The following is a 23,764-nucleotide window of genomic DNA, read 5'->3' as shown; positions in this document are numbered from 1 at the left end:
AGGACGCGTCGGCGGGTCGAAGCCGTGCCGCCGCTCCCACGCCGGTCGCCCTCGATGCCGCCGGAGCGGAAAGGCTGACGATCAGCGTGTTGCATTTCGTTCTGCTCATCGCCTGCGCGGTGGCGATCTACCTCTCCTGCGAGTGGTTCGTCAACGCCGTGGAATGGCTCGGTGAGCGGCTCAACGTGGGGCGGATGGCGGTGGGCACCATCCTGGCCGCCTTCGGCACCGCACTGCCGGAGTCCGTGGTGACCCTGGTGGCGGTGACCACCGGCGCCACCCCGGAGGCCAAGGACATCGGAGTCGGCGCCGCGATGGGCGGCCCGCTGGCGCTGGCCACCGTGGCGTACGGCGTGACCGGCGCGATGCTGCTGCTCCAGCGGCGCAAGCGGCGCGCCCAGGTCGCGGTCGGCGGCCCCGCCGGCGGGGCCGCCCCGGAGCCGGCCCCGGAGCTCGGCACGTCGAAGGACATGCGGCGGCTGGCCAAGGACCAGACGTGGTTCCTGCCGGTCTTCCTGGTCAAGGTCGCGCTGGGCCTGGTCGCCTTCGCCTTCAAGCCGGTGCTGGGCCTGGCGTTCTTCGCGGTGTACGCGGTGTACTTCTGGCGCGAGATCCGCAGCGACCACGAGGAGGACGAGGAGGGCGTCGAGCTGGAGCCGCTGAAGTTCCAGCCGCGGGCGGCGTCCCCGGCGACCTGGGCGGTGGTCGCGCAGACCCTGGTCACCCTGGTCGTGATCTTCTTCGCCTCGCAGCTCTTCGTCCACCAGCTGGACGCCATCGGACCGATGCTCGGACTCTCCGCCTCGGTCACCGCGCTGCTGCTCTCCCCGATCGCCACCGAACTCCCCGAGATCATGAACGCGGTGATCTGGGTGCGGCAGGGCAAGACCAAGCTGGCGCTGGCCAACATCTCCGGCGCCATGATGATCCAGGCCACCGTCCCGAGCGGCCTCGGCCTGCTCTTCACCAGTTGGCACTTCAACACCGCCCTGGTGTGGTCCGGCCTGATCACCATGGTGGCGATCGGCTACCTGTTGGTGCTGATGCGGACGCACCGCCTCACCGCCGGCCGACTGGCCCTGGCCGCCGGCTTCTACGTCGTCTTCGGACTGGGGCTGATCCCGATCCTCGGGTGATGGCCGGCGTGGAGGGGCGCGTGAGGGTCCGGGGCGTCGGCCTCCGGGGTGTGGTCGAGGTGCACGGTGGCCGCCGTCAGGCGCGGTACGGCGTGGATCAGGGCGTGTTCGGCGGCCACCGCGATGCGATGGCCCTCGGCCACGGTCAGCCGCGGGTCGAGGACGAGGTCCGCCTCGGCCCGCAGGGCGTGGCCGATCCAGCGCATCCGCAGCTGGCCCACCCCGCGGACGCCGGGCACCGCCCGCAGCACGGCCTCGGCGGACGCCACCAGCGCCGGGTCCACCGAGTCCATCAGCCGCCGCAACACCTCCCGGGCGGCGTCCTTGAGGACCAGCAGGATCGCGCCGGTGATCAACAGGCCGACGACCGGGTCGGCGGCCCGCCAGCCCAGCGCGGAGCCGCCCGCGCCCAGCAGCACGGCCAGCGAGGTGAAGCCGTCGGTGCGGGCGTGCAGCCCGTCCGCGACCAAGGCGGCGGAGCCGATCCGGCGGCCGGTGCGGATGCGGTAGCGGGCCACCCACTCGTTGCCGACGAAGCCGGCCAGCGCGGCGGCCGCGACCGCCCACAGGTGCGCCACGTCCCGCGGGTGCACCAGCCGGTCGACGGCCACGTAGAGCGCGGGCACCGCGGACGCGGCGATGGTCAGCACGATGACCACGCCGGCCAGGTCCTCGGCGCGGCCGTAGCCGTAGGTGTAGCGGCGGTTGGCGGCCCGCCGGCCGAGGAGGAAGGCGACGCCGAGGGGGACGGCGGTCAGCGCGTCGGCGGCGTTGTGCAGGGTGTCGCCGAGCAGCGCCACCGAGCCGGACAGGGCGAAGACGGCGGCCTGCACCAGCGTCGTCAGCCCCAGGACGGCGAGCGAGAGCCAGAGCGTGCGCAGCCCCTCGCGGGAGCTCTCCAGCGCGGGATCGACCTTGTCCCGGGCCTCGTGGCTGTGCGGGGTGACGGCGTGCGCGAGCCGGTGCCGCAGGCGGGCCGCGCGGGAGCCGCCGGCGGGGTGCGGAGGGTGGTGTGCGGGACCGTCGGGGTGGGAGTGGGGCTCGGGAACCGGCAACTGCGCGTCCATGGGCACCTCTTCGCGGTCCGGGGCGCGGCTTGTGCCGTCCGCCCTCGATCCCTCATTATGTGCGTATGAGCGCACGCATGCACCTATCAGCTGCGCACGATGCGCAGGAGCCGGCCGACGGCGCCCGGCTGACCGCCGCCGTGGAGATCCTCGGCCTCCTCGCCGACCGCACCCGGCTGAGCCTGTTGCGGCGCCTCGGCGCAGGTGAGGCCGACGTCACCACCCTCACCGAGGTCTGCGGCGCCTCCCGCACCTCCGTCAGCCAGCACCTCGCCCGCCTCCGGCTCGCCGGCCTGGTCACCGTCCGCAAGGACGGCCGCCGGGCCGTCTACGCGCTGCGCCACGGGCACCTGCGGCGCCTGGTCGACGAGGCCCTCAGCGCCGCCGACCACCAGGTCCGGCACCTGCCGCCGCACGACTGACCGGCACCCGGGGCCGCCCGCGCCCCAACGCCGCCCACGGCCGCTCCACATGTCGTCCGCCCGGGGAGCTCCTACCGTGGAGGAATGCGCGTCCTGGTGGTCGACGGCGAGCCCCGCACGGCGGCGCTGCTGCGTCGCGGCCTCGCCGAGGAGGGCTACGCCGTCGACCTGGCGGCGACCGGCCCCGAGGCGGTCTGGCGGGCCCGCGAGGTGCCCTACGACCTGATCGTCCTCGATGTGCTGCTGCACGGCTTCGACGGCTTCGAGGTGTGCCGGCGGCTGCGGGCCGGCGGCTGCTGGTCGCCCGTACTGGTGCTGAGCGCCCGCAACGAGGTCCCCGACCGGGTCCGGGGCCTGGACGCCGGCGCCGACGACTACTTGGCGAAGCCGTTCAGCTTCGCCGAGCTGTACGCCAGGCTGCGCGCGCTGACCCGCCGCGGCGGGCGCGCCCGGCCGGCCCTGATCGCGGTGGGCGACCTGCGGCTGGACCCGGCCAGCCGGCGGGCCTGGCGGGCCGGCACCGAACTCCGGCTCTCGCCCAAGGAGTTCGCCCTGCTGGAACTCTTCCTGCGGCACCCCGGGGAGGTGCTGACCCGGACCCTGATCCTGGAGCAGGTCTGGGACTTCCCCTGCGACGGGGTCTCCAACGTCGTCGACCAGTACGTGGCCTATCTGCGCCGCAAGATCGACCAGGGCGGCCGGGCGTCCCACCTGGAGACCGTCCGCGGCGCCGGATACCGGCTGCTCAACCCGGTCCCCGTGACCAGCGGTTGACCGCGGGCCCACCATGTGAGGACTCACATCCGCGGCACACGATCGCCTCATGAACCGCTCCGCATACTGGGCCGGGAACGCTCCGGCCCCCGGAGCGCCCGTAGGGCGGCGACGCCCCGGGCACCGGCGAGCCGGAGACCGGCAACCCAGGTGAGGTGAATTCCATGGGGACCACCAAGAAGGCGTACCACCTGCGGACCGCGGTCATCGGCGCCGCGTGCGCGGCCCTGTTGGCCGGCGGCGCGGGCACCGCCATCGCCGCACCGAGCGCGGTACCGGACCTGCACACCACCACCGTCGCCAGCGCCACGGCCAAGGCGCACGAGTCGATCAGCGTCAAGGCGAGCGCCAAGTCCATCAAGGCCGGCCAGACCGTCACCCTCAGCGGCCGGACCAAGGGCATCAAGATGGGCAGCAAGCTCACCGTCCAGCACCTGAACAAGGGCAAGTGGACCACGCTGCACGCCAACACCAAGACCAAGCACGGCGGTCACTACAGCGTCAAGGTCAAGCTCAGCAAGAAGGGCAAGGAGAAGCTGCGGGTCGCCCACGGCAAGACCCACTCCGACACCGTCACCGTGACCGTGCACTGACCTCACCGACACGGCGGCGCGTCATACGCACCCACCCCGGCGTGCGCTGACGCTCGCCCGCACCGCCCGCCCCGGCGCGCCCGTATGCTGCATCCGGCAGCGCGGGTTCACGGAGAGGGGCGGTCGTGCGGATCGGAGAACTGTCGGAACGCACCGGCACCCCCAGGCGGTTGCTGCGCTACTACGAGGAGCAGGGGCTGATCGTCGCCGCGCGCACGCCCAACGGCTACCGCGACTACGACGAGCGCTTCGTGGACCGCGTGCTCCAGATCAGGGGGCTGCTCGACGCCGGCCTGCCGACCCGCATCATCAAGCAGATCCTGCCCTGCCTGGACAAGCCCCGGACCATCTACTTCCCCGACGCCACCCCGGAGATGATCGACACCCTGGCGCGCGAACGCGACCGGATGACCGAGCGCATCTCCTGCCTGACCCGCAACCGCGACGCCATCGCCGAGTACCTGGACGCGGTCCTCGCCTACGACGGCGGGGAGGGGATGGGGACGGGCGGTACGGACGCGGCGGCCGGCGACCAGGAGCCGGCCGCCCGTTCCGTGCGTTAGAACCCGTTCGGCCCGTGGGTCAGGGCCCGTTCGGCGCGGCCGCGTCCGTCAGTTCCAGAGGCGTGCGGGGTCGAGGGCGAGGGCGTAGGCGCCGTCCGGGCCGCCGATGGTCAGGCGGGGGCCGGGGGAGAAGGCGAGGGCGGCGGCCGGCAGGAGGAGGGGGACCGAGCGCAGGCGGCTGCCGGCGAGGTCCCACAGGTCCAGCGTCGCGTCGTTCCAGGCGACCGCGAGGACCGGGCCGTCCGGGGTGTGCGCGGCGGCCAACGCCGTGACCAGGGCGCGGCGTTGGGCGATGGGCGTCGGCAACGGATCGGCGGCGGTCTCCCAGAGCCGGACCGTGCCGTCCATCCCGGCGCTTGTCACCAGGGTGCGGCCCGCGTCGGCGAAGGTCAGGCAGGCCACCGCGGAGACGGGGGCCGGGTGCAGCGCGCGGGAGTGCGGGGTGGCCTGCGGGTCCTTCAACTGCCAGACGTGGACGGCGCCTTGGGCGTCGCCGACGACCGTGGTGGCGCCGTCCGGGCACTGGCCGAGGGCGGTGGGCGTGGCGTCCGGAGCGTCGAGGGCGGCCCGGCCGTGGTGGGTCGCGAGGCGGCCGAAGTCGGCGCCGGCGTCGTCGCCGGTGGGGCGCAGCGACCCGGCGTCGGTGAGCAGGAGCAGGGACCGTTCGTGGCGCGCGGCGATGCCCTGCGGGCGGGCGGTGCTGGCCGGCGGGACGGGCGCGGGGCCGGCGCTTCGGCCGGTGGACGGGTCGAGCACGGCGAGGTCGCCCAGCGGGTCGGCGGCGAGCAACTGGCCGTCCATGCCCGGGAGTTGGGCCAGGGCGGTGACGGGTGCGCCGGGCCGGGTCCAGACGCCGGTGAGCGGGTGGGCCTCGGCGAGCGGCAGCAGGTAGCGGGCGAGGGTGGGGCTGGCGCCCAGCGCTGCGGTGTGCAGGAGGGCGGCGCGGTCCGCGGCGGGCAGTTCGGTGTCCGACAGCAGGGGAGCCGCCAGCCGCCAGGTCTGCCGGAGTCCCGGCGGGGCCGGGATGCGGTCGTCGGCCAGGCAGGCGGCGAGCGACACCGGCGAGCCGTGGAGCAGGAACCCGGGGTCGGTGATCAGGGCGCGGACGGCCGGCCCGGAGTCGTCGGCGAGCAGTGCCTGGTCCAGCGCCCGCGCCCGGACGTCCTCGGGGGCCCGGTCCCACAGGGGGCGGCCGTCGGCGGTGCGGGGGAGTTGGGTGGCGAGGTCGATGCGCGCCGGCTCGTCGACGGGGCCGAGCGCCGCACCACCGAGGTCGATGGTCTCGACGGGCAGGCCAGCCGCCCCGTCGTCGAAGAGCTCGGCGTTGTCGACCTCGATGACGGCGCGGGTCTCCGGGAGCTCCAGCAACGGCCGCAACAGGTCCCGGACGAGGGCGGCGGGCCGGGCCAACGGGCCGTCGGCGGGGCCGCGTCCGGCGCGGTGGAGGTCGGCCACGAGCAGCAGCAGGGGCCGTCGATCGACCAGCAGTCGGTCCAGCAACCGGGCCGGCGACAGCGGGCCGTAGCCGAGTTGCCGCCCCACGTCCCAGGCCGCGGCGTCCGAGATCAGCCCCTCGGCGAGGACGGCCGCGTGTACGACGGTGCGGGGGTGGGCCGGCGAGCCCATCAGGAACCACGCCAGTAACCGGCTCTTCCCGCTGCCCCTGGCTCCCCGCACCAGACAGACCCGCGGGCGTTCCGGGGAGGTGTCGGCCGCCCAGTCCAGCAGCGCCGGCCCGTGGGCCGCGGTGACCTGGTCCAACGGCGGCCAGGCGGCGATATCGGGACCGCCCGGCGCGGGGGCGGCGCTCACCGGTCGGCCGCCGAACCGTCCGAGCCGTCCGGATCCTCCGGCCCGTCCTCCTGGGCGGCGCTCTCCCGCAGGGCCCGGACGCCGGCGGCCCGCGACGCGGCGGACTCGCCGTAGGGGAAGCTGTGCGTCAACTCCGCGTGCGGGAAGACCTGTCCGAGCCACAGCGAGCAGTAGTGGCCGGGCAGGAAGCACGGCTCCAGGTCGGTGTGGATGCGCAGGACCTGCTCCGGCTTTACGCCGGCCGCATGCAGCCCGTCCCACAACCGCTCCTCGGGGTGCAGGCCGAGGGTGCCGGAGCGGGTGACGATCCGCTTGCCGCTGGCCGGGTCGACGTACTCGAAGGCCGCGTAGTTCTCGACGCTCGCGGTGTCGCGGATGTCGTCCAGCACCAGCGGCCACCAGCTCTCCCGATCCACGAACGCCCGTGGATCGGCGGCCTTCAGACGCTCCGTCAGTTTCTCGAAGGCCGCGGCGGCGGTCTCCGGGCGGTCGGTGCTCAGGATGACCCGCAGGGCCTCGTGCAGCTCCGCGAGGCCGGTGGCGAACTCCTCGGGGGAGGAGTTGACGAACCGGTCCTCCTCCTCGAAGTCCAGCAGCACCGCCCACACCGAACCCTCGGCGTCCGCGCACAGTTCGAAGCCGTTGTCGGTGCCCAGCCGCGCCCAGTCCGCGCAGTCCGCCCGGCTGAGGCGGTGCCCGTTCACCTCGGCGTAGGCGCCCAGCGGGACCGGATCGTCGCCGCGGGTGGCGAAATAGGGACCGACCTGCCACGGCACGGACACCCCGGCCAGGTGGTGCGCCGGTGCGCCGGCGGGGTCTTCGGGGTCGCTCGGCCCGAAGGTCCGCAGGGATGTGTCCTCAGTCACCGGATCGGGGCTCCTTGGGCGGGAATGCGGGTAGCTGCCGGACGGGGGGTCGGTAAATGGCGTCGTCAGTGGCCGTGAGCCGCAACTGTTGGTAACGGCCGTCAGTAGTGGTCGTATTCGGGGTCTTCGATGCCGGCGAGTACGTCGTGCCAGCGCGATTCCGGAATTTCCAGGGCGGCGGGATCGATGGACCGCATCGCCGCCTCGACGCGGGAACGCGCACCCTCGGAATCGAAGAGGTCGTCGTCGCCCTCCCATTCCATGTCGTATGCGGGGCGCTCGACTTGCAGAATGTAGAGGAAGTGCACGAAATGCCGGAGCGTGCTGTTGAAGAGGTAGATCTCGCCGTCCTGCGGAAGGCAGTGGACCTTACCGGTTTCGGGGTCCAGGACGATGCTGTCGTAGGGGATCTCGGCCAGCGGGATCCACCTGTCAGCGCCCGGCGGCACCTCGTCGTACGTATCGGCGAGCTCCCAGTCGAAGTCCTCGCCGACCCGCTCGAACCGTTCGCCGATCTTGGTGTAGAAGCTGAACCACGGGTTGGCCCCCGTCGGAAGCCCCAGTGTGCGCAGTACCTCTCTGGCGTCCGGGTCGGCCACGTCGGCGAGTTGGCGCTCCGGGACGGTGATCAGCTCGGCCGGGGTGAACACGGTCTCAAGCGCTTGGCGACTGAGGTCGTCAGGGCTGGTGGTCATGCGCCGTTCCTGTCGCTGGGTAGGGGCGGGTACGGAGTCTATCTACTGGCCTTCAGCCCGTCGAGATATTGCTGCATTGCCGCATTACCGGCGGCTCTTGACGCCGTGGTGTTTCCGTACTCGAAGGTGTGGCTGACATTGACGTGCGAGAGTCTTTCGGCCATCCAGGCCGAGCAGTTGGCCGCCGGTCCGCAGGGTGCTCGTTCCGTATACAGGTCCTGTATTCGGCCCCCTTCTCCCTGTCTGAGGAAGGGCGTTCCGATCATGCGCTCGGAATGGGCGCCGGGATACTCGCTGGTGCCCCGGTGGCTGCGTCCGACGAGGATGAAATCCCCCTTGCCGTTCGCGCCCGTGATGCGCGCCGCGGCGTAGTTATTGCTGGAGAACTCGCCGCCCCGGTGCGTGCCGTAGCTGTTGTCCGCGTGGCGGGCGAGCTGGGTGGCCTGGGCGAGGTCCGAACTCCCCTGCGCTACCGGCGTCGAGGACGACTTCGGTCGTGGGTCGGTCCTGCCCTCCTGCTTGTTCTTGAGGCGCGCGGCCTGCTCGCCCTTCCGGGGGCCCCCGATCGACGAACTCTGCAGCCCCAGCCGTTCCTTGTCCTCGGAGGTCAGCTTCTCCTTCTTGTACCGCTCCTCCGGCGTCTTGGCGTTGGGGTTGTGGCGCAGCCGGCTGATGTTGCCGCGGTCGTCGAGGTGGTACACCGGCGTCTCGGTGCGCGGGCGCTTGGCGATCCGCTCCATCTCCGCCGCGTGCTTGGCGTCGGTCTCCAGATGGTTGTCGGCGACCCGCTTCAGCCGCTTGCCGGTGTCGTGGTAGAGGTCCTGGACGGCCTTCCCGGCGTCCTTGCCAAGGGTCTTGGCCAGCTTGCCGGCCCCGTCCTCCAGCGCCTTGACGATTCTGTTCGTCATGCGGAGCCCCCGCCCGCGCCATGGCCGTGGGCCCGGGCTAACCGGGTTGCGCGGCCGGGCAGTTCGACATTCAAGGTAATCCCCCGTCAAGTCGTACGTGTCGACAGCGTGGCGCACCGCCGTTCCGCTGACGACAAGGCGAGGGCAAAGGTTCGATAAGGAATTGGGCGGTGGGGAGGGGGAGTTGGCGGGGGAGGGGGCGTCGTCTGCTGGCCCGGCGGGGGCGGTTGCGCAGGGCGCGATAAATGCGTGGCGGTGCCCGGCGGGGTCGGGTTAGGGTCGCTGGCAGCCGTTGAGGAAAGGGAGGTGGGACCTGATGACCGTCGTCGTGGTGTCGGGCATTGCCCGCATGCAGCAGACCCGCACTCTTCCTTCCGTGGTCTCCGGCTGACCGACTCTCCTTCTGCGTACGCGCCCGAGTGCCGTGCGCCGCGCCGGGGCCCGTATTTCCCGAAAGGGCCATCGCGTTGTTCGACTTCGCTTTCTCCGCTGCGCATCCGCTGACCGGCTACGGCTGGGACGACGGCTTCGCGGAGAGTTTCACCCCCTTCGCCGGGCAGGGGTTCGTGCCCGGCAGAATCGTCCGCGTGGACCGCGGGCGGGTGGACGCCGTCGTGCCCGAAGGGGACGGCGTCCGGACCGTGTTGGCGGACTCCGCGCTGGTGGCGACCGGCGACCCGATGCGGGTGCCGTGCACCGGCGACTGGGCCGTGATCGACCTGGTGAACGGCCGGAGCGGCGACCATCTCGACGGCGTCGTCAGGGCGTTGCTGCCCCGGCGGACGGCGTTCGTCCGGTCCGCCTCGTCGAAGCGCTCCGAGGGCCAGGTGCTGGCCACCAACATCGACCGCATCGTCATCTGTGTGTCGCTCGCCGAACAGTTGGACCTCGGGCGCATCGAGCGGTTCCTCGCGCTGGCGCTGTCCAGTGCGGCGGACGGGTCCGCGTCGCCCGGCGCGGGCGGGGCGCGCCCGTTGGTCGTCCTCACCAAGGCGGACCTGGTGGGCGATCCCGTCGTGCTCGATCACCTCGTGGCCGACGTCGCGGCGGCCGCCCCCGGGGTGCCGGTGCTGGGGGTCAGCGCGGCAACCGGCAGCGGCCTCGACGCGCTGTCCGCGCAGCTCGCCGGCGCCACCTCCGCCCTGGTGGGGCGGTCCGGGGCCGGCAAGTCCACCCTGGCCAACGCACTGCTGGGGGTGGACGTCCAGGAGGTGCAGGCGGTCCGCGACCAGGACGGCAAGGGGCGGCACACCACCACGACCCGGGACCTGCTGGTGCTGCCCGCCGGCGGTGCCCTCATCGATACGCCGGGGCTGCGCGGCGTCGGCATGTGGGACGCGGAGGCCGGGCTGGCCCGGGCGTTCGCGGACGTCGAGGAACTGGCCGGGCGCTGCCGGTTCCACGACTGTGCCCACGAGGCGGAGCCGGGCTGCGCGGTCCAAGAGGCCGTGGAACGTGGCGAGTTGGCGCCGCGTCGACTGGAGAGCCATCGCAAGCTACAGCGCGAGAACCAGTGGATCGCGGCCAAGACCGACGTCCGGCAACGGGCCCAACTCCGGCGCGAGTGGAAGCAGAAGCAGGCGCTGGGGCGGCACATGACGGAGCGGAAGCGGGGGCAGGGGGCGGTGGGCCGGGAGCGCCGGCGGGGGCGGTAAGTAGCGTCTCCGGCCGGCCGGCCGGCCGGGCGCGGTACGGGGCGGGGCGGTGGTCGCGGGGGTTCAGCCCGCGACCACCGCCCCCACCCAGGCGCCCACCACCAGCAGGCAGGCGAACAGTTCGACCAGCACGCTCAGGCCGACGGCGCGCAGCACCGTGCGGGTGGAGGCCCAGGCGTCGCCGTGGCTGCCGAGGCGGACCCGTTCCAGCGCGTAGAGGCCGCCGAACGCGCCCAGCGGGCAACCGATCACCGGCAGCAGGAAGAAGCCCGCGATCCCGGCCATGCCGGCGAGGACCAGGGTGCGGTACGGGGCGCCCGCCTCGCGCAGATTGCGGGCCGGCAGCAGCCACTTCAGCACCTGGTTGAGGAGCAGCACGCCGGTGCCGGCCACCAACACCGTCCACGCCGACGAGGACCGCTCCGCCGTCGTCCACCACAGCAGCCCCGCCCACACCACCAGCGGCCCCGGCATGCCCGGGACCAGCACGCCGAACACCCCGAGCAGCATGACGAGCCCGACGACGACCAACTGCCCGACGTTCATGCCGCGGCCCCGGAGGCGCCGGCGCCCGGCCGGGTCCGGAGCGGCGCGCGCCCGGCGACGGCTCGAAGGCTGCGCTCTCTCAGGGCCCGCATGGCCCAAGACTGCCGGACGCGGACCGGGCGCGCTTCCTGGAATGCCCTGTTCGCGCCCTGTTTCGACGGCGCGCGCAACGGGACAATGCGACCCATGAAGCAGCAGGGGGCGGGCCGCGGCAGAGAGGACGACTGGTGGTGGCGCGAGCTGTACGGGGACGGTCCCGAGGAAGGGGCCGGGGACGAGGCCGGGGACGCCGAGCGGCCCGACGGGGTCCGGCCTGACGACGCCTCGGACACCCTCGATGACCGGATCGAGTCGGCGCTGCGGACGGTGCGGACGGTGCGGCGGGATTCGGGGCCCGGGGGAGCGTCCAAGTCCGCGGGTGCGAGTGAGAGTGCGAGTTCGGGTGCGGGTGCAGGTGCGTCGGGGGCGTCGCCCGGGCCGTCGGCCGCTGACGCGACCGCTGCTGACCGGAGCCCCTCGGAGGGGGCGGCCCTCGCCGGGACCGGATCGGAGGGTTCCGGCTCCGGGGAGTTGGCCCTCGGGGCGTTCGAACCCCGGCCGTGGGAGCCGAGCGGTTGGGAGCCGCGGCCCTGGGAACTGCCGGCCCGCTCGAAGCCGTTCTCCACGCCTTCCGCACCCCTAGCGCCCCCAGAGCCCACCACCCGGGAGCCCGCGGCCCGCTCCCTCCCCGACGCCTGCGGGTTTCCCGAGGCCGATCCGGACGCGCTCGACGAGCTGGTGCCGGACACCGTCGTGGAGGGCGCCGCGTTCGGTTCCGCGGCGGTCCGTGCCGTCGCCCGGCGCGGGGCCGACGCCCGCCGGCGCGGGGCCGCCCGCGGGGCCGCGCTCCTCACCGCCCGGTTCGGGACGGGCCGGGACGCGCTGTTGCTGATCGCCGTGGCCACCGCGGCGCCCGCCGCCCCGCGCGCGGCCCGCGACGCCTGCACCTGGCTCGGCGGCGCCATCGGCCGCAGCGCCGCCCAACTGGCGCGGGACCTCCGCACCGGCCGGACCGACGCGCTCCGGGCGGGCTTACAGCGCCTCACCAACCGCGCGCACGGCAAGCTCCGCACCGGGCCCCCCGAGCCAACCAGCACGCCACCCAGGACAGTCGACCCGCCCAGCACCCCAAGCGCCCCCAGCACCCCCGGCCCGCCCCCCGCCGCCCTGCGCTGTCTCCTGCTGTCCGCGGACCCCGGTTGCCGCACCCGGGTGTTCTTCGGCGTCGGTGCGGGCGGGCTGTTCCGGCTGAGGGACGGCGGTTGGGCGGACCTGGAGCCCGGCGACGGGACGCCGTTCCGCTTCCGCGCCGAGCCGGGGCGCCCGGGGGACGTCCTGCTGCTGTGCGGTCCCGACCTGGCGGGGCGGCTCGGCCTCGACCCGGACGCCGCCGCCCGGCTGGCCGCCGCCTGGTCCGCGCCCGCCCCGCCCGACCCCGCCGACTTCCTCACCGCCGTGCGGCCGCAGGCCACGGAGGACGTCGGGGACCGCACGGCGGTGGGGGTGTGGGAGGCGTGAGGCGGCGGGCGCCGCTCGCGCGCCCGTTCGCACGCCGCCGGAGGCGGAGCGGAGGGTCCCGTGGGTACATGGGAAGACCAGCCAGCAGCCAGCCGTGCCCGTCGGCCCGTGCACCGTCCCAAGGAGGCTCGTTCCGTGGCCAAGCAGACCGTAGCCGAACAGTTCATCGACATCCTGGTGCGGGCCGGTGTGCGACGGCTCTACGGGGTCGTCGGGGACAGCCTGAACCCGGTGGTGGACGCCATCCGCCGCCATTCCGGGATCGACTGGATCCAGGTCCGGCACGAGGAGACCGCCGCCTTCGCCGCCGGCGCGGAGGCGCAGCTCACCGGGAAGTTGGCGGCCTGCGCGGGGTCCTGCGGGCCCGGCAACCTGCACCTGATCAACGGCCTGTACGACGCGCACCGCTCGATGGCCCCGGTGCTGGCGCTGGCCTCGCACATCCCGTCCAGCGAGATCGGCACCACCTTCTTCCAGGAGACCCACCCGGACCGGCTGTTCGCCGAGTGCAGCCACTACAGCGAGCTGATCTCCAGCACCAAGCAGATGCCGCGGGTGGTGCAGACCGCGATCCAGCACGCCGTGGGGCAGAGCGGCGTTGCGGTGGTCTCGCTGCCCGGCGACCTCGCCGCCGACCCGGCGCCCGAACGGGCCTTCCAGCACGCCCTGGTGACCACCCGGCCCTCGGTCCGCCCCGGGGACGGGGAGATCGACGAGCTGGCCCGGATGGTCGACGAGGCGGACCGGGTCACGCTGTTCTGCGGCAGCGGCACCGCGGGCGCGCACGCCGAGGTGATGGAGTTCGCGGAGCGGGTGAAGTCGCCGGTGGGCCACGCGCTGCGCGGCAAGGAGTGGATCCAGTACGACAACCCCTACGACGTGGGGATGAGCGGGCTGTTGGGGTACGGCGCGGCCTATGAGGCCACCCACGAGTGCGATCTGCTGATCCTGCTCGGCACGGACTTCCCGTACACCGCCTTCCTCCCCGACGACGTCCGGATCGTCCAGGTGGACGTGCGGCCCGAACACCTGGGCCGGCGCTGCAAGTTGGACCTCGCCGTCTGGGGCGACGTCCGGGAGACGCTGCGCTGTCTGACCCCGCGGGTGCGGGCCAAGAACGACCGCAGGTTCCTGGACCGGATGCTGAAGAAGCACGCGGACGCGTTGGAGGGCGTGGTCAAGGCGTACACCCGCAAGGTGGAGAAGCACGTGCCGATCCATCCGGAGTACGTCGCCTCGGTGCTCGACGAGGAGGCCGCCGAGGACGCGGTCTTCACCGTCGACACCGGGATGTGCAACGTCTGGGCGGCCCGCTATCTCACGCCCAACGGGCGCCGGCGGGTGATCGGTTCGTTCAGCCACGGCTCGATGGCCAACGCGCTGCCGCAGGCGATCGGCGCCCAGTTCCTCGACCGCGGCCGGCAGATCGTCTCGATGTCCGGGGACGGCGGCTTCACGATGCTGATGGGCGACTTCCTGACCCTGGTCCAGTACGACCTGCCGGTGAAGGTGGTGCTGTTCAACAACTCCTCCCTGGGAATGGTGGAGTTGGAGATGCTGGTCTCGGGGCTGCCCTCGTACGGCACCACCAACAAGAACCCGGACTTCGCCGCGCTCGCCGGCGCGGCCGGGGCGTACGGCGTGCGGGTGGAGAAGCCCAGGCAACTGCGCGGGGCGCTGCGGGACGCGTTCCGGCACAAGGGGCCGGCCCTGGTCGACGTGGTCACCGACCCCAACGCGCTGTCCATCCCGCCGAAGATCAGCGCCGAGATGGTGTCGGGCTTCGCGCTCTCGGCCGGGAAGATCGTGCTGGACGGCGGGGTGGGGCGGATGCTCCAGATGGCCCGGTCCAACCTGCGGAACATTCCGCGGGGGTGAGGCCCGCCGGGCGCACCGACGGGCCGAACTCGCCTCACTCCGGGGCCGCGGCCGGGTGCTGCGGCCGGAGCCGGAGGGTCAGGATCTGGAACGGGCGCAGGGTGAGCGTCAGATCCGAGGTCGGGCCCTCCGCCTCGTCCCGTAGGGGGCGTTCGAGCAGGTCGGTGACGGTGGCGTGGGCGACGGGGAAGCCGGGCGCGAGGGTTCCGGTGGCGCGGCCGCCGTGCGATTCGTAGAGCCGGACGACGACGTCGCCGCTGCGGTCGTCGGCGAGCTTCACCGACTCGACGGTCAGGGCGGGGTGGTCGACGCGCACCAGCGGGGTGAGGTGCCCGGTGCCGGGGGCGGTGCGCAGCGGGAGGTTGAGGGCCAGGCCGCCGGCGAGGGCGTCGCCGGTGCCGGCGCCGGGCAGCAGCGCGTAGCTCAGGCGGTGGGTGCCCTGGTCGGTTTCCGGGTCGGGGCTGTGCGGGGCGCGCAGCAGGGTGAGCCGCACGGTCGTGCCGACGCCGTCCTCGTGGGGGGTGCGGGTGACGTCGTGGCCGTAGGTGGAGTCGTTGAGGACGGCGATGCCGTAGCCCGGTTCGGCGACCCGGAGCCAGCGGTGCGCGCAGATCTCGTAACGGGCCGCGTCCCAGCTGGTGTTGGCGTGGGTGGGGCGGTGGACGTGGCCGAACTGGATCTCGGCGGTGGAGCGTTCCGCGTGCACGTCCAACGGGAACGCGGCCTTGAGGACCTTCTCCGACTCGTGCCAGTCGATGTCGGTGGTGACCTCCAGGCGACGGGAGCCGGCGTGCAGGGTGAGGTCCTGGGTGAGGCGGGAGGCGCCGAAGGTGCGGGTGATGCGCACGGTGGCGGCCAGCGGGCCGGAGGCGACCAGGTCGACGGCGTCGGCGGCGGTGAGGTCGGTGTGCCGGTTGCGGTAGTGCCGGTCGAGGTCCCAGGCGTCGTACTGGTTGGGGTGGTCGGGGTGCAGTTGGAGGAGGTTGCCGCGGGCGCCGGGGGCCAGCGCCTCCCGGCCGGCGGTCAGGTCGTACACGGACGTCAGCAGGCCGTCGGGGTCGATGCGCACCCGTAGCCGGCCGTTGTCGAGGGTGACGTGGTGGCCGTCGGCGGTGGCCCGTACCGGGGTGGGGGAGTCGGTGCCGGGCGTGGGGAGCGGGGCGGCGCCGAGTGCGGGGACGTGGACGGCGACCGGCGGGCCGTCGGCGCCGTCGGGCGGGGTGAGGACCTCGTCGCGGTCGTAGGGCGAGGCGTTGTAGACGGCCGTGCCGGGCGGTTGACCGTCCCCCGTCTCGTCCGCCAGCGCCGCGAGGCCCCCCTCGATCAGCGTGGTCAGCTCGGCCTCCGCCGCGGCGTACGTGGCGCGGGCCTCACGGTGCACCCAGGCGATCGACGAGCCGGGCAGGATGTCGTGGAACTGGTGCAGCAGCACGGTCTTCCAGAGGCGGTCCAGCGCCTCGTACGGATAGCGGTAGGCGCCCGCGCCGGCCCCGGCGGTGCGCACGGCCGCGGTCGCGGCCCACAACTCGGCCTCCCGCAGCAGGTGTTCGCAGCGCCGGTTGCCCTGCTTGGTCTTGGCCTGCGAGGTGTAGGTGCCGCGGTGGAACTGGAGGTAGAGCTCGCCGGACCATACGGGTGCGGCCGCGCCGTACTCCTCGTGTGCGGCCTCGAAGAAGCGGGCCGGCGGCTCGACGGTGACCCGCGGGGAGCCCTCCAGGGAACGCAGCCGGCGGGCCCGCTCCAGCATCTCGCGGGTGGGTCCACCGCCGCCGTCGCCCCAGCCGAACGGCACCAGGGAGCGGGTGGCCCGGCCCTTTTCCGCGAAGTTCCGTTCCGCGTGCGCCAGTTCGCGGCCGTGGAGCTGGGAGTTGTAGGTGTCGACGGGCGGGAAGTGGGTGAAGACCCGGGTTCCGTCGATGCCCTCCCACCAGAAGGTGTGGTGCGGCATCCGGTCGGTGTCGTTCCAGGACAGCTTCTGGGTGAGGAACCACTTCGCGCCGGCCAACCGGGCCAACTGCGGGAAGGCGGCGGTGTAGCCGAAGGAGTCCGGCAGCCAGACCTCCTCGGTCTCCACGCCCAGCTCGTCCAGGAAGAACCGCTTGCCGTGCACCAGTTGCCGGGCCAGCGCCTCGCCGCCGGGCATGTTGGCGTCGGACTCCACCCACATCGAGCCGACCGGCGCCCAGTTCCCCTGCCGCACCGCCGCCTTGATGCGCTCCCAGATGTGCGGCTGGTTGTCCCGGACCCAGGCGTACTGCTGGGCCTGCGAGCAGGCGAACACCAACTCGGGGTATTCGGTCGCCAGTTGGGTGACGTTGGCGAAGGTGCGGGCGGCCTTGCGGACGGTCTCGCGCAGCGGCCAGAGCCAGGCCGAGTCGATGTGGGCGTGCCCGGTGGCGGAGACCCGGTGCGCGCTGGCGGCGGCCGGGTCGCCGAGCACCTCCGCCAGTTCGGCGCGGGCCGCGGCCGCCGTGCCGCCGACGTCGTACGGGTCGAGGGCGTCCAGCATCCGCTCCAGGGCGCGCAGGATGCCGTGCCGGCGGGGGCGGTCGACGGGCAGCTCCGCCATCAGCTCGGACAGCACCTCGATGTCCAGGAGCAACTGCCACACGGTCTCGTCGAGCACCGCGAGGTCGGCGGCGGCGAAGCGGTACAGCGGCCGGCGCGGGGCGGTGCGGACGTCGCCGAGGTCGGTGGGGCGAAAGCCGTGCAGCACCGCCGGGTTGGCGGCCGCCTCCAGGAACAGGCGGACCTCCTCGCCGCCGCGCGCGGGGCGGGCGACGGGGACGTGCCGGTTGCGCGGGTGGATGCCCTTGAGGGGCACGCCGGCTGCGTCGTGGACCAGGCCCTCCGCCTGGAATCCCGGGCCGTCGCCGGTGAACCCCGGGTCGAGGACGGCCTCCACCCGGCGCCCGGCCCACTCCGCCGGCACCTCGCCGGCCAGCCGGAACCAACTCGTCGACCACGGCGGCCCCCAGGCGTCCCCGAGGGCGAACGGCTCGTAGTCGGCGGCCAACGCCCGGGCGACGGGCACGGGTTCGCCCGGTACGTGCCACACCGCGAGCCGCAGCGGTCGGCGGGCCGCGTACTGGGCGGGCCGGATGTGCTGTTCGAGCGCCCGGGCCAGGCGCCCCTCCACCAGCAGTCGATCGTCGTGCACGGCGGCTCCTCAACGCTCGTACGGACGGGCCCGGTACCGGGCCGCGGACCGGCGCGCTCCGGGCGGTCGCGGAACGTATACCCACCTCGGCCCGCCCGGGCCCGTTGCGCCGGCCGCCGAAGACCGGTCCTGGGCGGCCGGGGCGGGCGCGCCGGGGGTCGGCGGCAAGCGGAAGCATGGCGGCGGGCCCGGTGGGAATGCTGACCGTGAGGCTGTTCGAGGCAGAACGCTGAGTTCGTTGGGGGCGGGGGAGAGCATGCGTCAGCCTGTGCGGTGCGAGGAGCGCAAGAGACGGCAGCGAGGGGACGGGGGGAGCGGGCGCGGGGCGGTCGCGGTGCGGCCGCCGGGAGTGTGGGAACGCAAGGTGCGACAGGCCGATCTGCGGGCCGTCGGCGAGGTGCGCAGGGAGCTGCGGGAGTTACTCGGCCGCTGGGCGCCGCCGGATGGCCGCGCACCGGCGGACCCCGAGGTGGCGGTGCTGCTGACCAGCGAGTTGATCACCAATGCCCTGCTGCACACCGAGGGCGGGGCGGTGGTGACGGTGCGGGTGACCGACCTGTTGCGGGTGGAGGTGCGGGACTTCGCCACCCGGATACCCGAGCCGCGCGCCCCGTCGGTCGCCGGGACGTCGGGGCGGGGGCTGACGCTGGTCCGGGCGCTGGCGGACAACTGGGGCGTCCGGTCCGAGGGCGTCGGCAAGTGTGTGTGGTTCGAGCTGGGCGGCGGACCGGCCTGACGCGCAGCCGGGGGGTGTGGGGCCGGCGCGGTCCGCCACCGATCAGCCGAACTGCCGCTCGATCTCGGCGAGTTTCTCCTCCAGGGTGTCCAGCCGGGGGCTGGTCTGGGGGTCGTCCTCGGTGGTGAGGTCGATGGTGCCGCGACGTCCGGGCGCGGGCCCGTCGGGCTCGGCGCCGGTCACCGCCTTGAGGGCCGGGCGGGGCCGCTTGGTCGACTCGCCCTGCGGCAGCGGCGCCGGATCGGCCGACCCGGAGGTGTCCGGGCCGGGGGGCGGGGCGGGCTCCGCGGCGGGCGCCGGCGCGGCCACCGCGACGGCGACCTGACGGGTGCCACGCCTGCCCCAGGAGCGGTGCTGCCGGTTGAGGGCCTTGATGCGGGCCCGGTCCAACTTGCCCTGCTCCCGCCGGCGGAGCCGGCTCTGGGCCTTCTCCCGCTTGTCCTCGCGCACCTCCTCGACCGCCTCGTCCAGCGTCCGTACGCCCTCCAGCAGCATCAACGACCAGGCGGCGAAGGTCTCGCGGGGCGCCCGCAGCCAGCGCACGATCCGGATCTGCGGCAGCGGACGGGGCACCAGGCCCTGCTCGCGCAGCGCCGCCCGGCGGGTCTGCTTCAGCGCCCGGTCGAAGAGGACCGCGGCCGACAGCGACATCCCGGCGAAGAACTGCGGGGCCCCGGCGTGGGCCATGCCGCGTGGCGCGTGCACCCAGTTGAACCACGCGGCGGCGCCGGCGAACGTCCACACCAGCATCCGGGAGCCGAGCGCCGCGTCACCGTGGCTGGCCTCGCGCACCGCCAGCACGGAGCAGAACATCGCCGCGCCGTCGAGCCCGAACGGCACCAGGTACTCCCAGCCCCCGGACAGCCCGAGGTTCTGGACGCCGAAGCCGACCAGACCGTGGAAGGAGAGTGCCGCGGCGACCGCGGCACAGCAGAACAGCAACACGTAGGAGGCCGAGGCGAAGACGGTCTCCTTGCGGCGGCGGCGCTCCTCGCTGCGTTCCCAGGAGTCGTCGGTGCCGGCCTGCCGGTCCGCGCGTTTACCGCGCAGCACGAGGACGGCGGCGACCAGGACCCCGGCGAGCAGCAGAAGCGCCGGAACCAGCCAACTCAGCGATATATCGGTCGTTCTCATTCCGGTGACCCCTTGCTCAGATTGCCGCGCTGTCGCGAATCGGCGAGCGCGCGCGCCATCCTGACGGAACCGGCTGTGGACGTACCGGGTTTCCGCGCAAGAGCACGCCTAGGGGTGCCGGGGTGAACGGCTGACCGGCCGGAAAATCGAACTGCCGCACCTGTTACGGGAGTTGTGTGCGAGAAATGCTCGCCCTTGTGGGCGGCCGGTGGGTCAGGAGGTTGCCGTGAGGCGGCTGATGCGCTCCGCGTCGCAGGTGCGCGGGCAGGTGGCGCAGGTGTCCTCGGGGCGCAGCGTGTAGTACATGCAGCAACTGGCCCGGTCCCGGGTCGGCAGCGCGGCGCCGTCCGGCCCGGTCAGCTCGCGGAACCCGGCGCCGGCCGCGTACGGCGCGGTGGCCCCCGGCAGCAGCCGCGCCAACTCGGCCTGCGCGCGCGGCCCTTCGCCCAGCAACTGCCCGACGTACCACAGCCCCTCGACGATCTCGTCGGACGCCATCCCCCACAGCGCCCGAGGCCCGCGCCGCACCCGGGTGCGGAAGCCGTCCAGGACGGGCCGCAGATGGTCGGCGACCGCCGCGCGGACCTCGGCGCGCAGCGCCTCCTCGTCCGGCACCACCCGGGCGCCCGGCAGGGTCGCCGCCGGGTCGTCGGGGAGGCACCCGAACGAGGCGGTGCGCACCGCCAGTCGACCCAGCCCGCGGTGGAAGCGGACGTCCGCCACCGGCAGGTGCGGCACCCGCCGGAGCAGGAACCACGGGACGGTGATCAGCAGGCAGACCGGCCAGGCGTAGCGGTGCAGGGCGAAGCTGGCGACCACGTCGGGGCGGGCGGGGCGGCCGTGTTCGGTCGTGATGCGGGCCGCCTCGTCGGCGAGGAAGGCGTCCAACACCGGGTCGCCGGCGGCCAGCGCGGAGGCCGCCCACCAGTCGTCGCCGGCGGGCGGCTCGTCGTCCCAGAGCGTCACCCGGAGGTCGGGGAAGACCTCGGCGAGCCGGGCGTAGGCGTCCTCGGCCGGGTGGCCGGCGAAGGGAGCGGCAGGCGCGGCAGCAGTGGCAGAAGGCATGCGGGGGACCACCGAATCGCGATCGTTAGCAGGTAAGGCTTACCTTATCCGACATCCCTACCCGCCCCCACGGGCGTGTGAACCGCGGCTTCGGCCGCTTAGAGTGCTAGCTCGATCGACCGATCCTGGCCGTCCGACCCCGACCAGCCGCCCGGCAGCCGCCCGGCCCCGGTGTCGACCAGGCCCCCGATCGTCAGCAGTCGTCAGCAGGAGGAGCGTCCATGGAGCAGGGCACGGCGGAACCGCGGCCGCAGGCCGGGGCGTGGCCGCCCGCAGCGACCGCCTGCGCCGCCCCGCACGGTGCCGGGGACGGCGACGGCGACGACGGCCCGGAGGCGGCCGCCGCCGGCCTGCGCCTGCCCCGGCAGCGACCGCGGCGGCACTCGGTCCGCGGTCAGGTCCTCACCGCCCTGCGCCGCGCGCTGACCGCCGGCGAACTCCTGCCCGGCGAGGTCTACTCCGCGCCGGCCCTCGCCGAGCGGTACGGCGTCTCCGCGACCCCGGTCCGCGAGGCCATGCAGCAGCTCGCCGGGGAGGGCGCCGTCGAGGTGGCGCCCAACCGCGGCTTCCGGGTCCGCGAGCGCAGCACCCGCGACCTCGCCGAACTCGCCGAGGTCCGCACCATGTTGGAGGTGCCCGCGCTGCTGCGGCTGGCCCGGGCGGTGCCGGCGGAGCGCTGGGAGGAGCTGCGCCCGCTGGCCGACGACGGGGTGGCCGCCGCCGCCCGGGGCGACCGCGTCGGGTACGCCGACGCCGACCACGCCTTCCACGAGGCGCTGATCTCGCTGACCGGGAACCGCCGGCTCACCGAGGTCGCCGGCGAACTGCTGCGCCGCGCACAGTGGTCGGCGGGCGGCGGCTCCCGTCTCCGCACGGCCGAGCTGCTGGCCGACGCCTCCGAGCACACGGCCCTGCTGGACGCGCTGATCGCCCAGGAGTACGGGGTCGTGGAGCGGATCGCCCGGGCTCACCTGTCGGCGGCGCCGCGGCCGCACTGAGCGCGGGGCCGGCCGTGCGGTGACGGCCGGCGTCAGAAGGCGGGCAGCAGCTCCGCCAGGGGCAGCGCCGCGACGTCGGCGGCGGGCCGGGAGACGTACAGCTCGGCGTGGTAGAAGCCGTCGGCCTCCTTGCCGCCGATGGGCAGCCCGCGGGCCGCCAGCGCCTCGTACGCGGCCCGGCGCTCGGCCTCGTCGGCGAACCGGCGCTGGCGGAACGTGCGCGTGGTGACCCGCTCGGTCACCAGCCCGGCCCGCGCCAACAGCGCGGAGATCGGCCGGTACGACACCGTGCGCAGCACGAACGCGGCGACCCAGGGCGGCTCGGCGAGGCAGTCGAAGAGCCGGGCGAAGGTGCGGGCGGTGATGTAGCCGACGCCGCCGGTGACGGTGATCAGGTCGGTGCCGGCCAGCGCCTGGTGCAGCGTGGGGCTGGCGGCTTCGAGCTCCAGGTTCTCCGCGAAGCCGTGGTCGAGCAGGCCGGCGGCCACCGCGTAGCCGACTGCGCGGTCCGCCGCGTCGATGCCGGTCACCCGGGCCGCGCCGGGCAGCCGGCGGGCGGCGTAGTAGGCCCGGTCCGCGCGGGCCAGGGCGTCGCCCTTGAGGGCGTGCGGGTCGGTGGTGACGTAGTGGTGGTAGAGGTCGTCGAGGGTGATCCGGTGGTTGAGCAGGGCCGCGTTGACCCCGTAGGAGCAGCACAGGTCGACGACGCGTAGCGGCGGACGGTCGCCGCGGCGGCGACGTAGGGCGTCGGCCAGGGCGCGGAACACCGCCTGGCCGTGGTGCGGGATCTGGTACGCGAGCGGGTGGAGCGTGTCGAAGTAGCGGCGCGGATCAGGGCAGTTGTAGATCGACTCGAAATGTGCCTTGCCCCAGTCGGTTCCGGAGCTCGTGGGGGTGACTCCTGCCACGGTGTGCCTCCTGAAAGGCGCTGCCAAAGGGACGCTGGACCCGGACCAGCATCCAGGCCGCGCCGCCCCATTGCAGTGCGACTTGTGGCCATTCTCGTGGCCGGTGGGGCGCCGCGCTACTGCCCGGTCGGCGGCCTGTGCGGCGGCGACAGCCACCGCGGCCCGGCCGATCCGCGACCGGCGGGGCCACATTCCGGCCAAACGGCGCGGGGCGCGGCATGGCCGATGTCGGGTGGTTGACGGCCGGGGAAGTGCCTTCGGCCGCCGCCGGCGTGGTGCCTACTCGGCGCCCTCCCCGGACTCCCCGGCCTCCGAGGGCTCCTCCGGCGGCGGCTGCGGGAGCTGGCCGGCGAGCCAGGTGGGCACGCCGCCCATGAGGCGGAACAGCCGGGCGGCCTCCGTGCGCAGCCGGGCCGCCTCGTCGTCGGGGACGGCCTCCGCCAGCGCGGCCAGCGCCGGTGCGGTGCCGACCAGGAACCCCAACTCCTCGCGGATGCGCAGGGACTCCGCGAAGCCGTGCCGGGCCTCCGCCAACTCCCCGTCGCGCAGCGCCAGTCCGGCCAGGTGGCGCCAGGTGAAGGAGAGCAGCAGGCTGTCGCCGTGGGCGGCGGCACCGGCGTGCGCGCGGCGGTAGGCGGCGCGGGCGGCGTCCGGGCTGTCCGCGAGGTGCTCGGCCATCAGGCCGCGCCGGTAGTCCAGCAGCGGGCGGCCCGGCGTGCCCGGGGCGAGCAGTGCGGCGGCCCGGCCCAGCGCGGAGCGCGCCTCGTCGGCGCGGTCGCGGACGCCCAACACCGTGGAGGTGTAGGCGAGTTGGCCGCGCTCGCAGGCCGCGCCGCCGCGTTCGTCGTCGTCGCCGGCGAGCGCCTCCGCGGTGCGCAGCGCGTCCTCCGCCTCGGCCCAGCCGGCGGCGGTGAACATGCAGCGTTCCACTAAGAGCGCGGCGCGGTGCAGCGCGGCGGGGGCCTGCCGGGCGGCGTGCGGCGCCAGGAGGGCGGCGGCGTCGAGCCAGCAGCCGCGGGAGCGCAGCCGCCACACGGCGCGGCCGAGCGGATCGTCGTCCCCGGGGGCGCCGGCCGGCGCCGGCGCGGCGCCCGGGCGTGGAGCCGGGACCGCCAGCTGATCCGCGGGACTCCTGGAATCCGCCGGATCCACGGATCCGGGCATGGCGGTGTCCGCCACAGTGCCTCCCCGAGCGCCATTGAGCGGGAATTCAGGATGCTGTGGGGCGCATCACAGCACGAATCCCGGTACCGGGCCAAGGGGATGGGTGAAAGTTTTCACAATCGGGCGG

The 23,764-nt window shown here is 74.1% G+C and carries 21 protein-coding genes; 10 read left to right on the top strand and 11 right to left on the bottom strand.

Annotated elements, in window-relative coordinates; translation table 11 throughout:
• Nucleotides 1-86: 86 nt before the first annotated feature.
• Nucleotides 87-1,136 carry a sodium:calcium antiporter gene (locus ACFVFQ_RS22880; protein WP_383418937.1) on the top strand — a complete coding sequence of 350 codons (1,050 nt, stop codon included), beginning with the start codon at nt 87-89 and terminating at the stop codon, nt 1,134-1,136.
• On the opposite strand, the gene ACFVFQ_RS22875 is transcribed toward ACFVFQ_RS22880, so the two are convergent.
• Entirely contained in the window at nt 1,094-2,203 is a 1,110-nt protein-coding gene (locus ACFVFQ_RS22875) for a cation diffusion facilitator family transporter (protein WP_383418935.1), read from the bottom strand. The two genes, ACFVFQ_RS22880 and ACFVFQ_RS22875, sit on opposite strands and share 43 nt — an antisense overlap.
• A gap of 65 nt (nt 2,204-2,268) precedes the next feature.
• On the opposite strand from ACFVFQ_RS22875, the gene ACFVFQ_RS22870 reads away from it, so the two are divergent.
• The 4 genes from ACFVFQ_RS22870 to ACFVFQ_RS22855 all read left to right on the top strand — a co-directional run bounded on the left by ACFVFQ_RS22870 (nt 2,269) and on the right by ACFVFQ_RS22855 (nt 4,555).
• On the top strand, nt 2,269-2,625 hold the full coding sequence (locus ACFVFQ_RS22870; protein ID WP_383418933.1) for an ArsR/SmtB family transcription factor: 357 nt from the start codon (nt 2,269-2,271) through the stop codon (nt 2,623-2,625).
• Between the two features lie 84 nt (nt 2,626-2,709).
• On the top strand, nt 2,710-3,399 hold the full coding sequence (locus tag ACFVFQ_RS22865) for a response regulator transcription factor (protein ID WP_383418931.1): 690 nt from the start codon (nt 2,710-2,712) through the stop codon (nt 3,397-3,399).
• 164 nt (nt 3,400-3,563) lie between these two features.
• Entirely contained in the window at nt 3,564-3,992 is a 429-nt protein-coding gene (locus tag ACFVFQ_RS22860) for a hypothetical protein (RefSeq protein ID WP_383418929.1), read from the top strand.
• 125 nt (nt 3,993-4,117) lie between these two features.
• Nucleotides 4,118-4,555 (top strand): MerR family transcriptional regulator, encoded by a 438-nt coding sequence (locus ACFVFQ_RS22855; protein WP_383418927.1) that lies wholly within the window; start codon nt 4,118-4,120, stop codon nt 4,553-4,555.
• Nucleotides 4,556-4,603: 48 nt separating this feature from the next.
• Here ACFVFQ_RS22855 and ACFVFQ_RS22850 read toward each other — a convergent pair whose 3' ends face one another.
• From ACFVFQ_RS22850 to ACFVFQ_RS22835, 4 genes are all read right to left on the bottom strand, one after another.
• Complete coding sequence (locus ACFVFQ_RS22850) at nt 4,604-6,367, bottom strand: hypothetical protein (RefSeq protein ID WP_383418925.1); 1,764 nt, start codon at nt 6,365-6,367, stop codon at nt 4,604-4,606.
• Entirely contained in the window at nt 6,364-7,233 is an 870-nt protein-coding gene (locus ACFVFQ_RS22845; protein WP_383418923.1) for a nucleic acid/nucleotide deaminase domain-containing protein, read from the bottom strand. The genes ACFVFQ_RS22850 and ACFVFQ_RS22845 overlap by 4 nt, the downstream gene beginning before the upstream one ends.
• A 101-nt stretch (nt 7,234-7,334) precedes the next feature.
• The gene (locus ACFVFQ_RS22840; protein ID WP_383418921.1) at nt 7,335-7,928 is read right to left on the bottom strand and encodes an SUKH-4 family immunity protein; all 594 of its coding nucleotides are present in this window, start codon (nt 7,926-7,928) and stop codon (nt 7,335-7,337) included.
• Between the two features lie 38 nt (nt 7,929-7,966).
• Complete coding sequence (locus tag ACFVFQ_RS22835; RefSeq protein WP_383418919.1) at nt 7,967-8,836, bottom strand: nucleic acid/nucleotide deaminase domain-containing protein; 870 nt, start codon at nt 8,834-8,836, stop codon at nt 7,967-7,969.
• A 467-nt stretch (nt 8,837-9,303) separates the two neighbouring features.
• On the opposite strand from ACFVFQ_RS22835, the gene rsgA reads away from it, so the two are divergent.
• Complete coding sequence (rsgA, locus tag ACFVFQ_RS22830) at nt 9,304-10,491, top strand: ribosome small subunit-dependent GTPase A (RefSeq protein WP_383418917.1); 1,188 nt, start codon at nt 9,304-9,306, stop codon at nt 10,489-10,491.
• 63 nt (nt 10,492-10,554) lie between these two features.
• Here rsgA and ACFVFQ_RS22825 read toward each other — a convergent pair whose 3' ends face one another.
• Entirely contained in the window at nt 10,555-11,037 is a 483-nt protein-coding gene (locus ACFVFQ_RS22825) for a DUF456 domain-containing protein (RefSeq protein WP_383418914.1), read from the bottom strand.
• 186 nt (nt 11,038-11,223) lie between these two features.
• On the opposite strand from ACFVFQ_RS22825, the gene ACFVFQ_RS22820 reads away from it, so the two are divergent.
• Together ACFVFQ_RS22820 and ACFVFQ_RS22815 are read left to right on the top strand one after the other, a co-directional pair.
• On the top strand, nt 11,224-12,594 hold the full coding sequence (locus tag ACFVFQ_RS22820) for a protein phosphatase 2C domain-containing protein (protein ID WP_383418912.1): 1,371 nt from the start codon (nt 11,224-11,226) through the stop codon (nt 12,592-12,594).
• A 135-nt stretch (nt 12,595-12,729) separates the two neighbouring features.
• Nucleotides 12,730-14,472 (top strand): pyruvate dehydrogenase, encoded by a 1,743-nt coding sequence (locus ACFVFQ_RS22815; protein WP_383418910.1) that lies wholly within the window; start codon nt 12,730-12,732, stop codon nt 14,470-14,472.
• 34 nt (nt 14,473-14,506) lie between these two features.
• Here ACFVFQ_RS22815 and ACFVFQ_RS22810 read toward each other — a convergent pair whose 3' ends face one another.
• The gene (locus tag ACFVFQ_RS22810; RefSeq protein WP_383418908.1) at nt 14,507-17,632 is read right to left on the bottom strand and encodes an alpha-mannosidase; all 3,126 of its coding nucleotides are present in this window, start codon (nt 17,630-17,632) and stop codon (nt 14,507-14,509) included.
• Nucleotides 17,633-17,996: 364 nt separating this feature from the next.
• Between ACFVFQ_RS22810 and ACFVFQ_RS22805 the strand changes: the two genes are divergently transcribed.
• Nucleotides 17,997-18,368, top strand: a complete 372-nt coding sequence (locus ACFVFQ_RS22805) for an ATP-binding protein (protein WP_383418906.1) — start codon at nt 17,997-17,999, stop codon at nt 18,366-18,368.
• Between the two features lie 42 nt (nt 18,369-18,410).
• Here ACFVFQ_RS22805 and ACFVFQ_RS22800 read toward each other — a convergent pair whose 3' ends face one another.
• Both ACFVFQ_RS22800 and ACFVFQ_RS22795 read right to left on the bottom strand, forming a co-directional pair.
• Nucleotides 18,411-19,502 (bottom strand): DUF2637 domain-containing protein, encoded by a 1,092-nt coding sequence (locus tag ACFVFQ_RS22800; protein WP_383418904.1) that lies wholly within the window; start codon nt 19,500-19,502, stop codon nt 18,411-18,413.
• Between the two features lie 213 nt (nt 19,503-19,715).
• A complete protein-coding gene (locus ACFVFQ_RS22795; protein WP_383418902.1) occupies nt 19,716-20,567 on the bottom strand; it encodes a (2Fe-2S)-binding protein in 852 nt (283 codons plus the stop codon).
• Nucleotides 20,568-20,788: 221 nt separating this feature from the next.
• Here ACFVFQ_RS22795 and ACFVFQ_RS22790 point away from each other — a divergent pair, with 221 nt between their 5' ends.
• Entirely contained in the window at nt 20,789-21,565 is a 777-nt protein-coding gene (locus tag ACFVFQ_RS22790) for a GntR family transcriptional regulator (protein WP_383418900.1), read from the top strand.
• A gap of 32 nt (nt 21,566-21,597) precedes the next feature.
• On the opposite strand, the gene ACFVFQ_RS22785 is transcribed toward ACFVFQ_RS22790, so the two are convergent.
• Both ACFVFQ_RS22785 and ACFVFQ_RS22780 read right to left on the bottom strand, forming a co-directional pair.
• Complete coding sequence (locus ACFVFQ_RS22785; RefSeq protein ID WP_383418898.1) at nt 21,598-22,473, bottom strand: hypothetical protein; 876 nt, start codon at nt 22,471-22,473, stop codon at nt 21,598-21,600.
• Nucleotides 22,474-22,752: 279 nt separating this feature from the next.
• Entirely contained in the window at nt 22,753-23,637 is an 885-nt protein-coding gene (locus tag ACFVFQ_RS22780) for a hypothetical protein (RefSeq protein WP_383418896.1), read from the bottom strand.
• Nucleotides 23,638-23,764: the final 127 nt, after the last annotated feature.

It is taken from the genome of Streptomyces sp. NPDC057743, assembly GCF_042798755.1.
Taxonomy (GTDB): domain Bacteria; phylum Actinomycetota; class Actinomycetes; order Streptomycetales; family Streptomycetaceae; genus Streptomyces.
This window is presented reverse-complemented; position numbering and strand designations above follow the sequence as displayed.

Excerpts from the sequence above, each read along its gene's own strand:
- ACFVFQ_RS22875 (WP_383418935.1), bottom strand. The coding sequence starts at position 2,203 with ATGGACGCGCAGTTGCCGGTTCCCGAGCCCCACTCCCACCCCGACGGT.
- ACFVFQ_RS22870 (WP_383418933.1), top strand. The coding sequence starts at position 2,269 with ATGAGCGCACGCATGCACCTATCAGCTGCGCACGATGCGCAGGAGCCG.
- ACFVFQ_RS22865 (WP_383418931.1), top strand. The coding sequence starts at position 2,710 with ATGCGCGTCCTGGTGGTCGACGGCGAGCCCCGCACGGCGGCGCTGCTG.
- ACFVFQ_RS22860 (WP_383418929.1), top strand. The coding sequence starts at position 3,564 with ATGGGGACCACCAAGAAGGCGTACCACCTGCGGACCGCGGTCATCGGC.
- ACFVFQ_RS22840 (WP_383418921.1), bottom strand. The coding sequence starts at position 7,928 with ATGACCACCAGCCCTGACGACCTCAGTCGCCAAGCGCTTGAGACCGTG.
- ACFVFQ_RS22835 (WP_383418919.1), bottom strand. The coding sequence starts at position 8,836 with ATGACGAACAGAATCGTCAAGGCGCTGGAGGACGGGGCCGGCAAGCTG.
- ACFVFQ_RS22825 (WP_383418914.1), bottom strand. The coding sequence starts at position 11,037 with ATGAACGTCGGGCAGTTGGTCGTCGTCGGGCTCGTCATGCTGCTCGGG.
- ACFVFQ_RS22820 (WP_383418912.1), top strand. The coding sequence starts at position 11,224 with ATGAAGCAGCAGGGGGCGGGCCGCGGCAGAGAGGACGACTGGTGGTGG.
- ACFVFQ_RS22800 (WP_383418904.1), bottom strand. The coding sequence starts at position 19,502 with ATGAGAACGACCGATATATCGCTGAGTTGGCTGGTTCCGGCGCTTCTG.
- ACFVFQ_RS22795 (WP_383418902.1), bottom strand. The coding sequence starts at position 20,567 with ATGCCTTCTGCCACTGCTGCCGCGCCTGCCGCTCCCTTCGCCGGCCAC.
- ACFVFQ_RS22790 (WP_383418900.1), top strand. The coding sequence starts at position 20,789 with ATGGAGCAGGGCACGGCGGAACCGCGGCCGCAGGCCGGGGCGTGGCCG.
- ACFVFQ_RS22780 (WP_383418896.1), bottom strand. The coding sequence starts at position 23,637 with ATGCCCGGATCCGTGGATCCGGCGGATTCCAGGAGTCCCGCGGATCAG.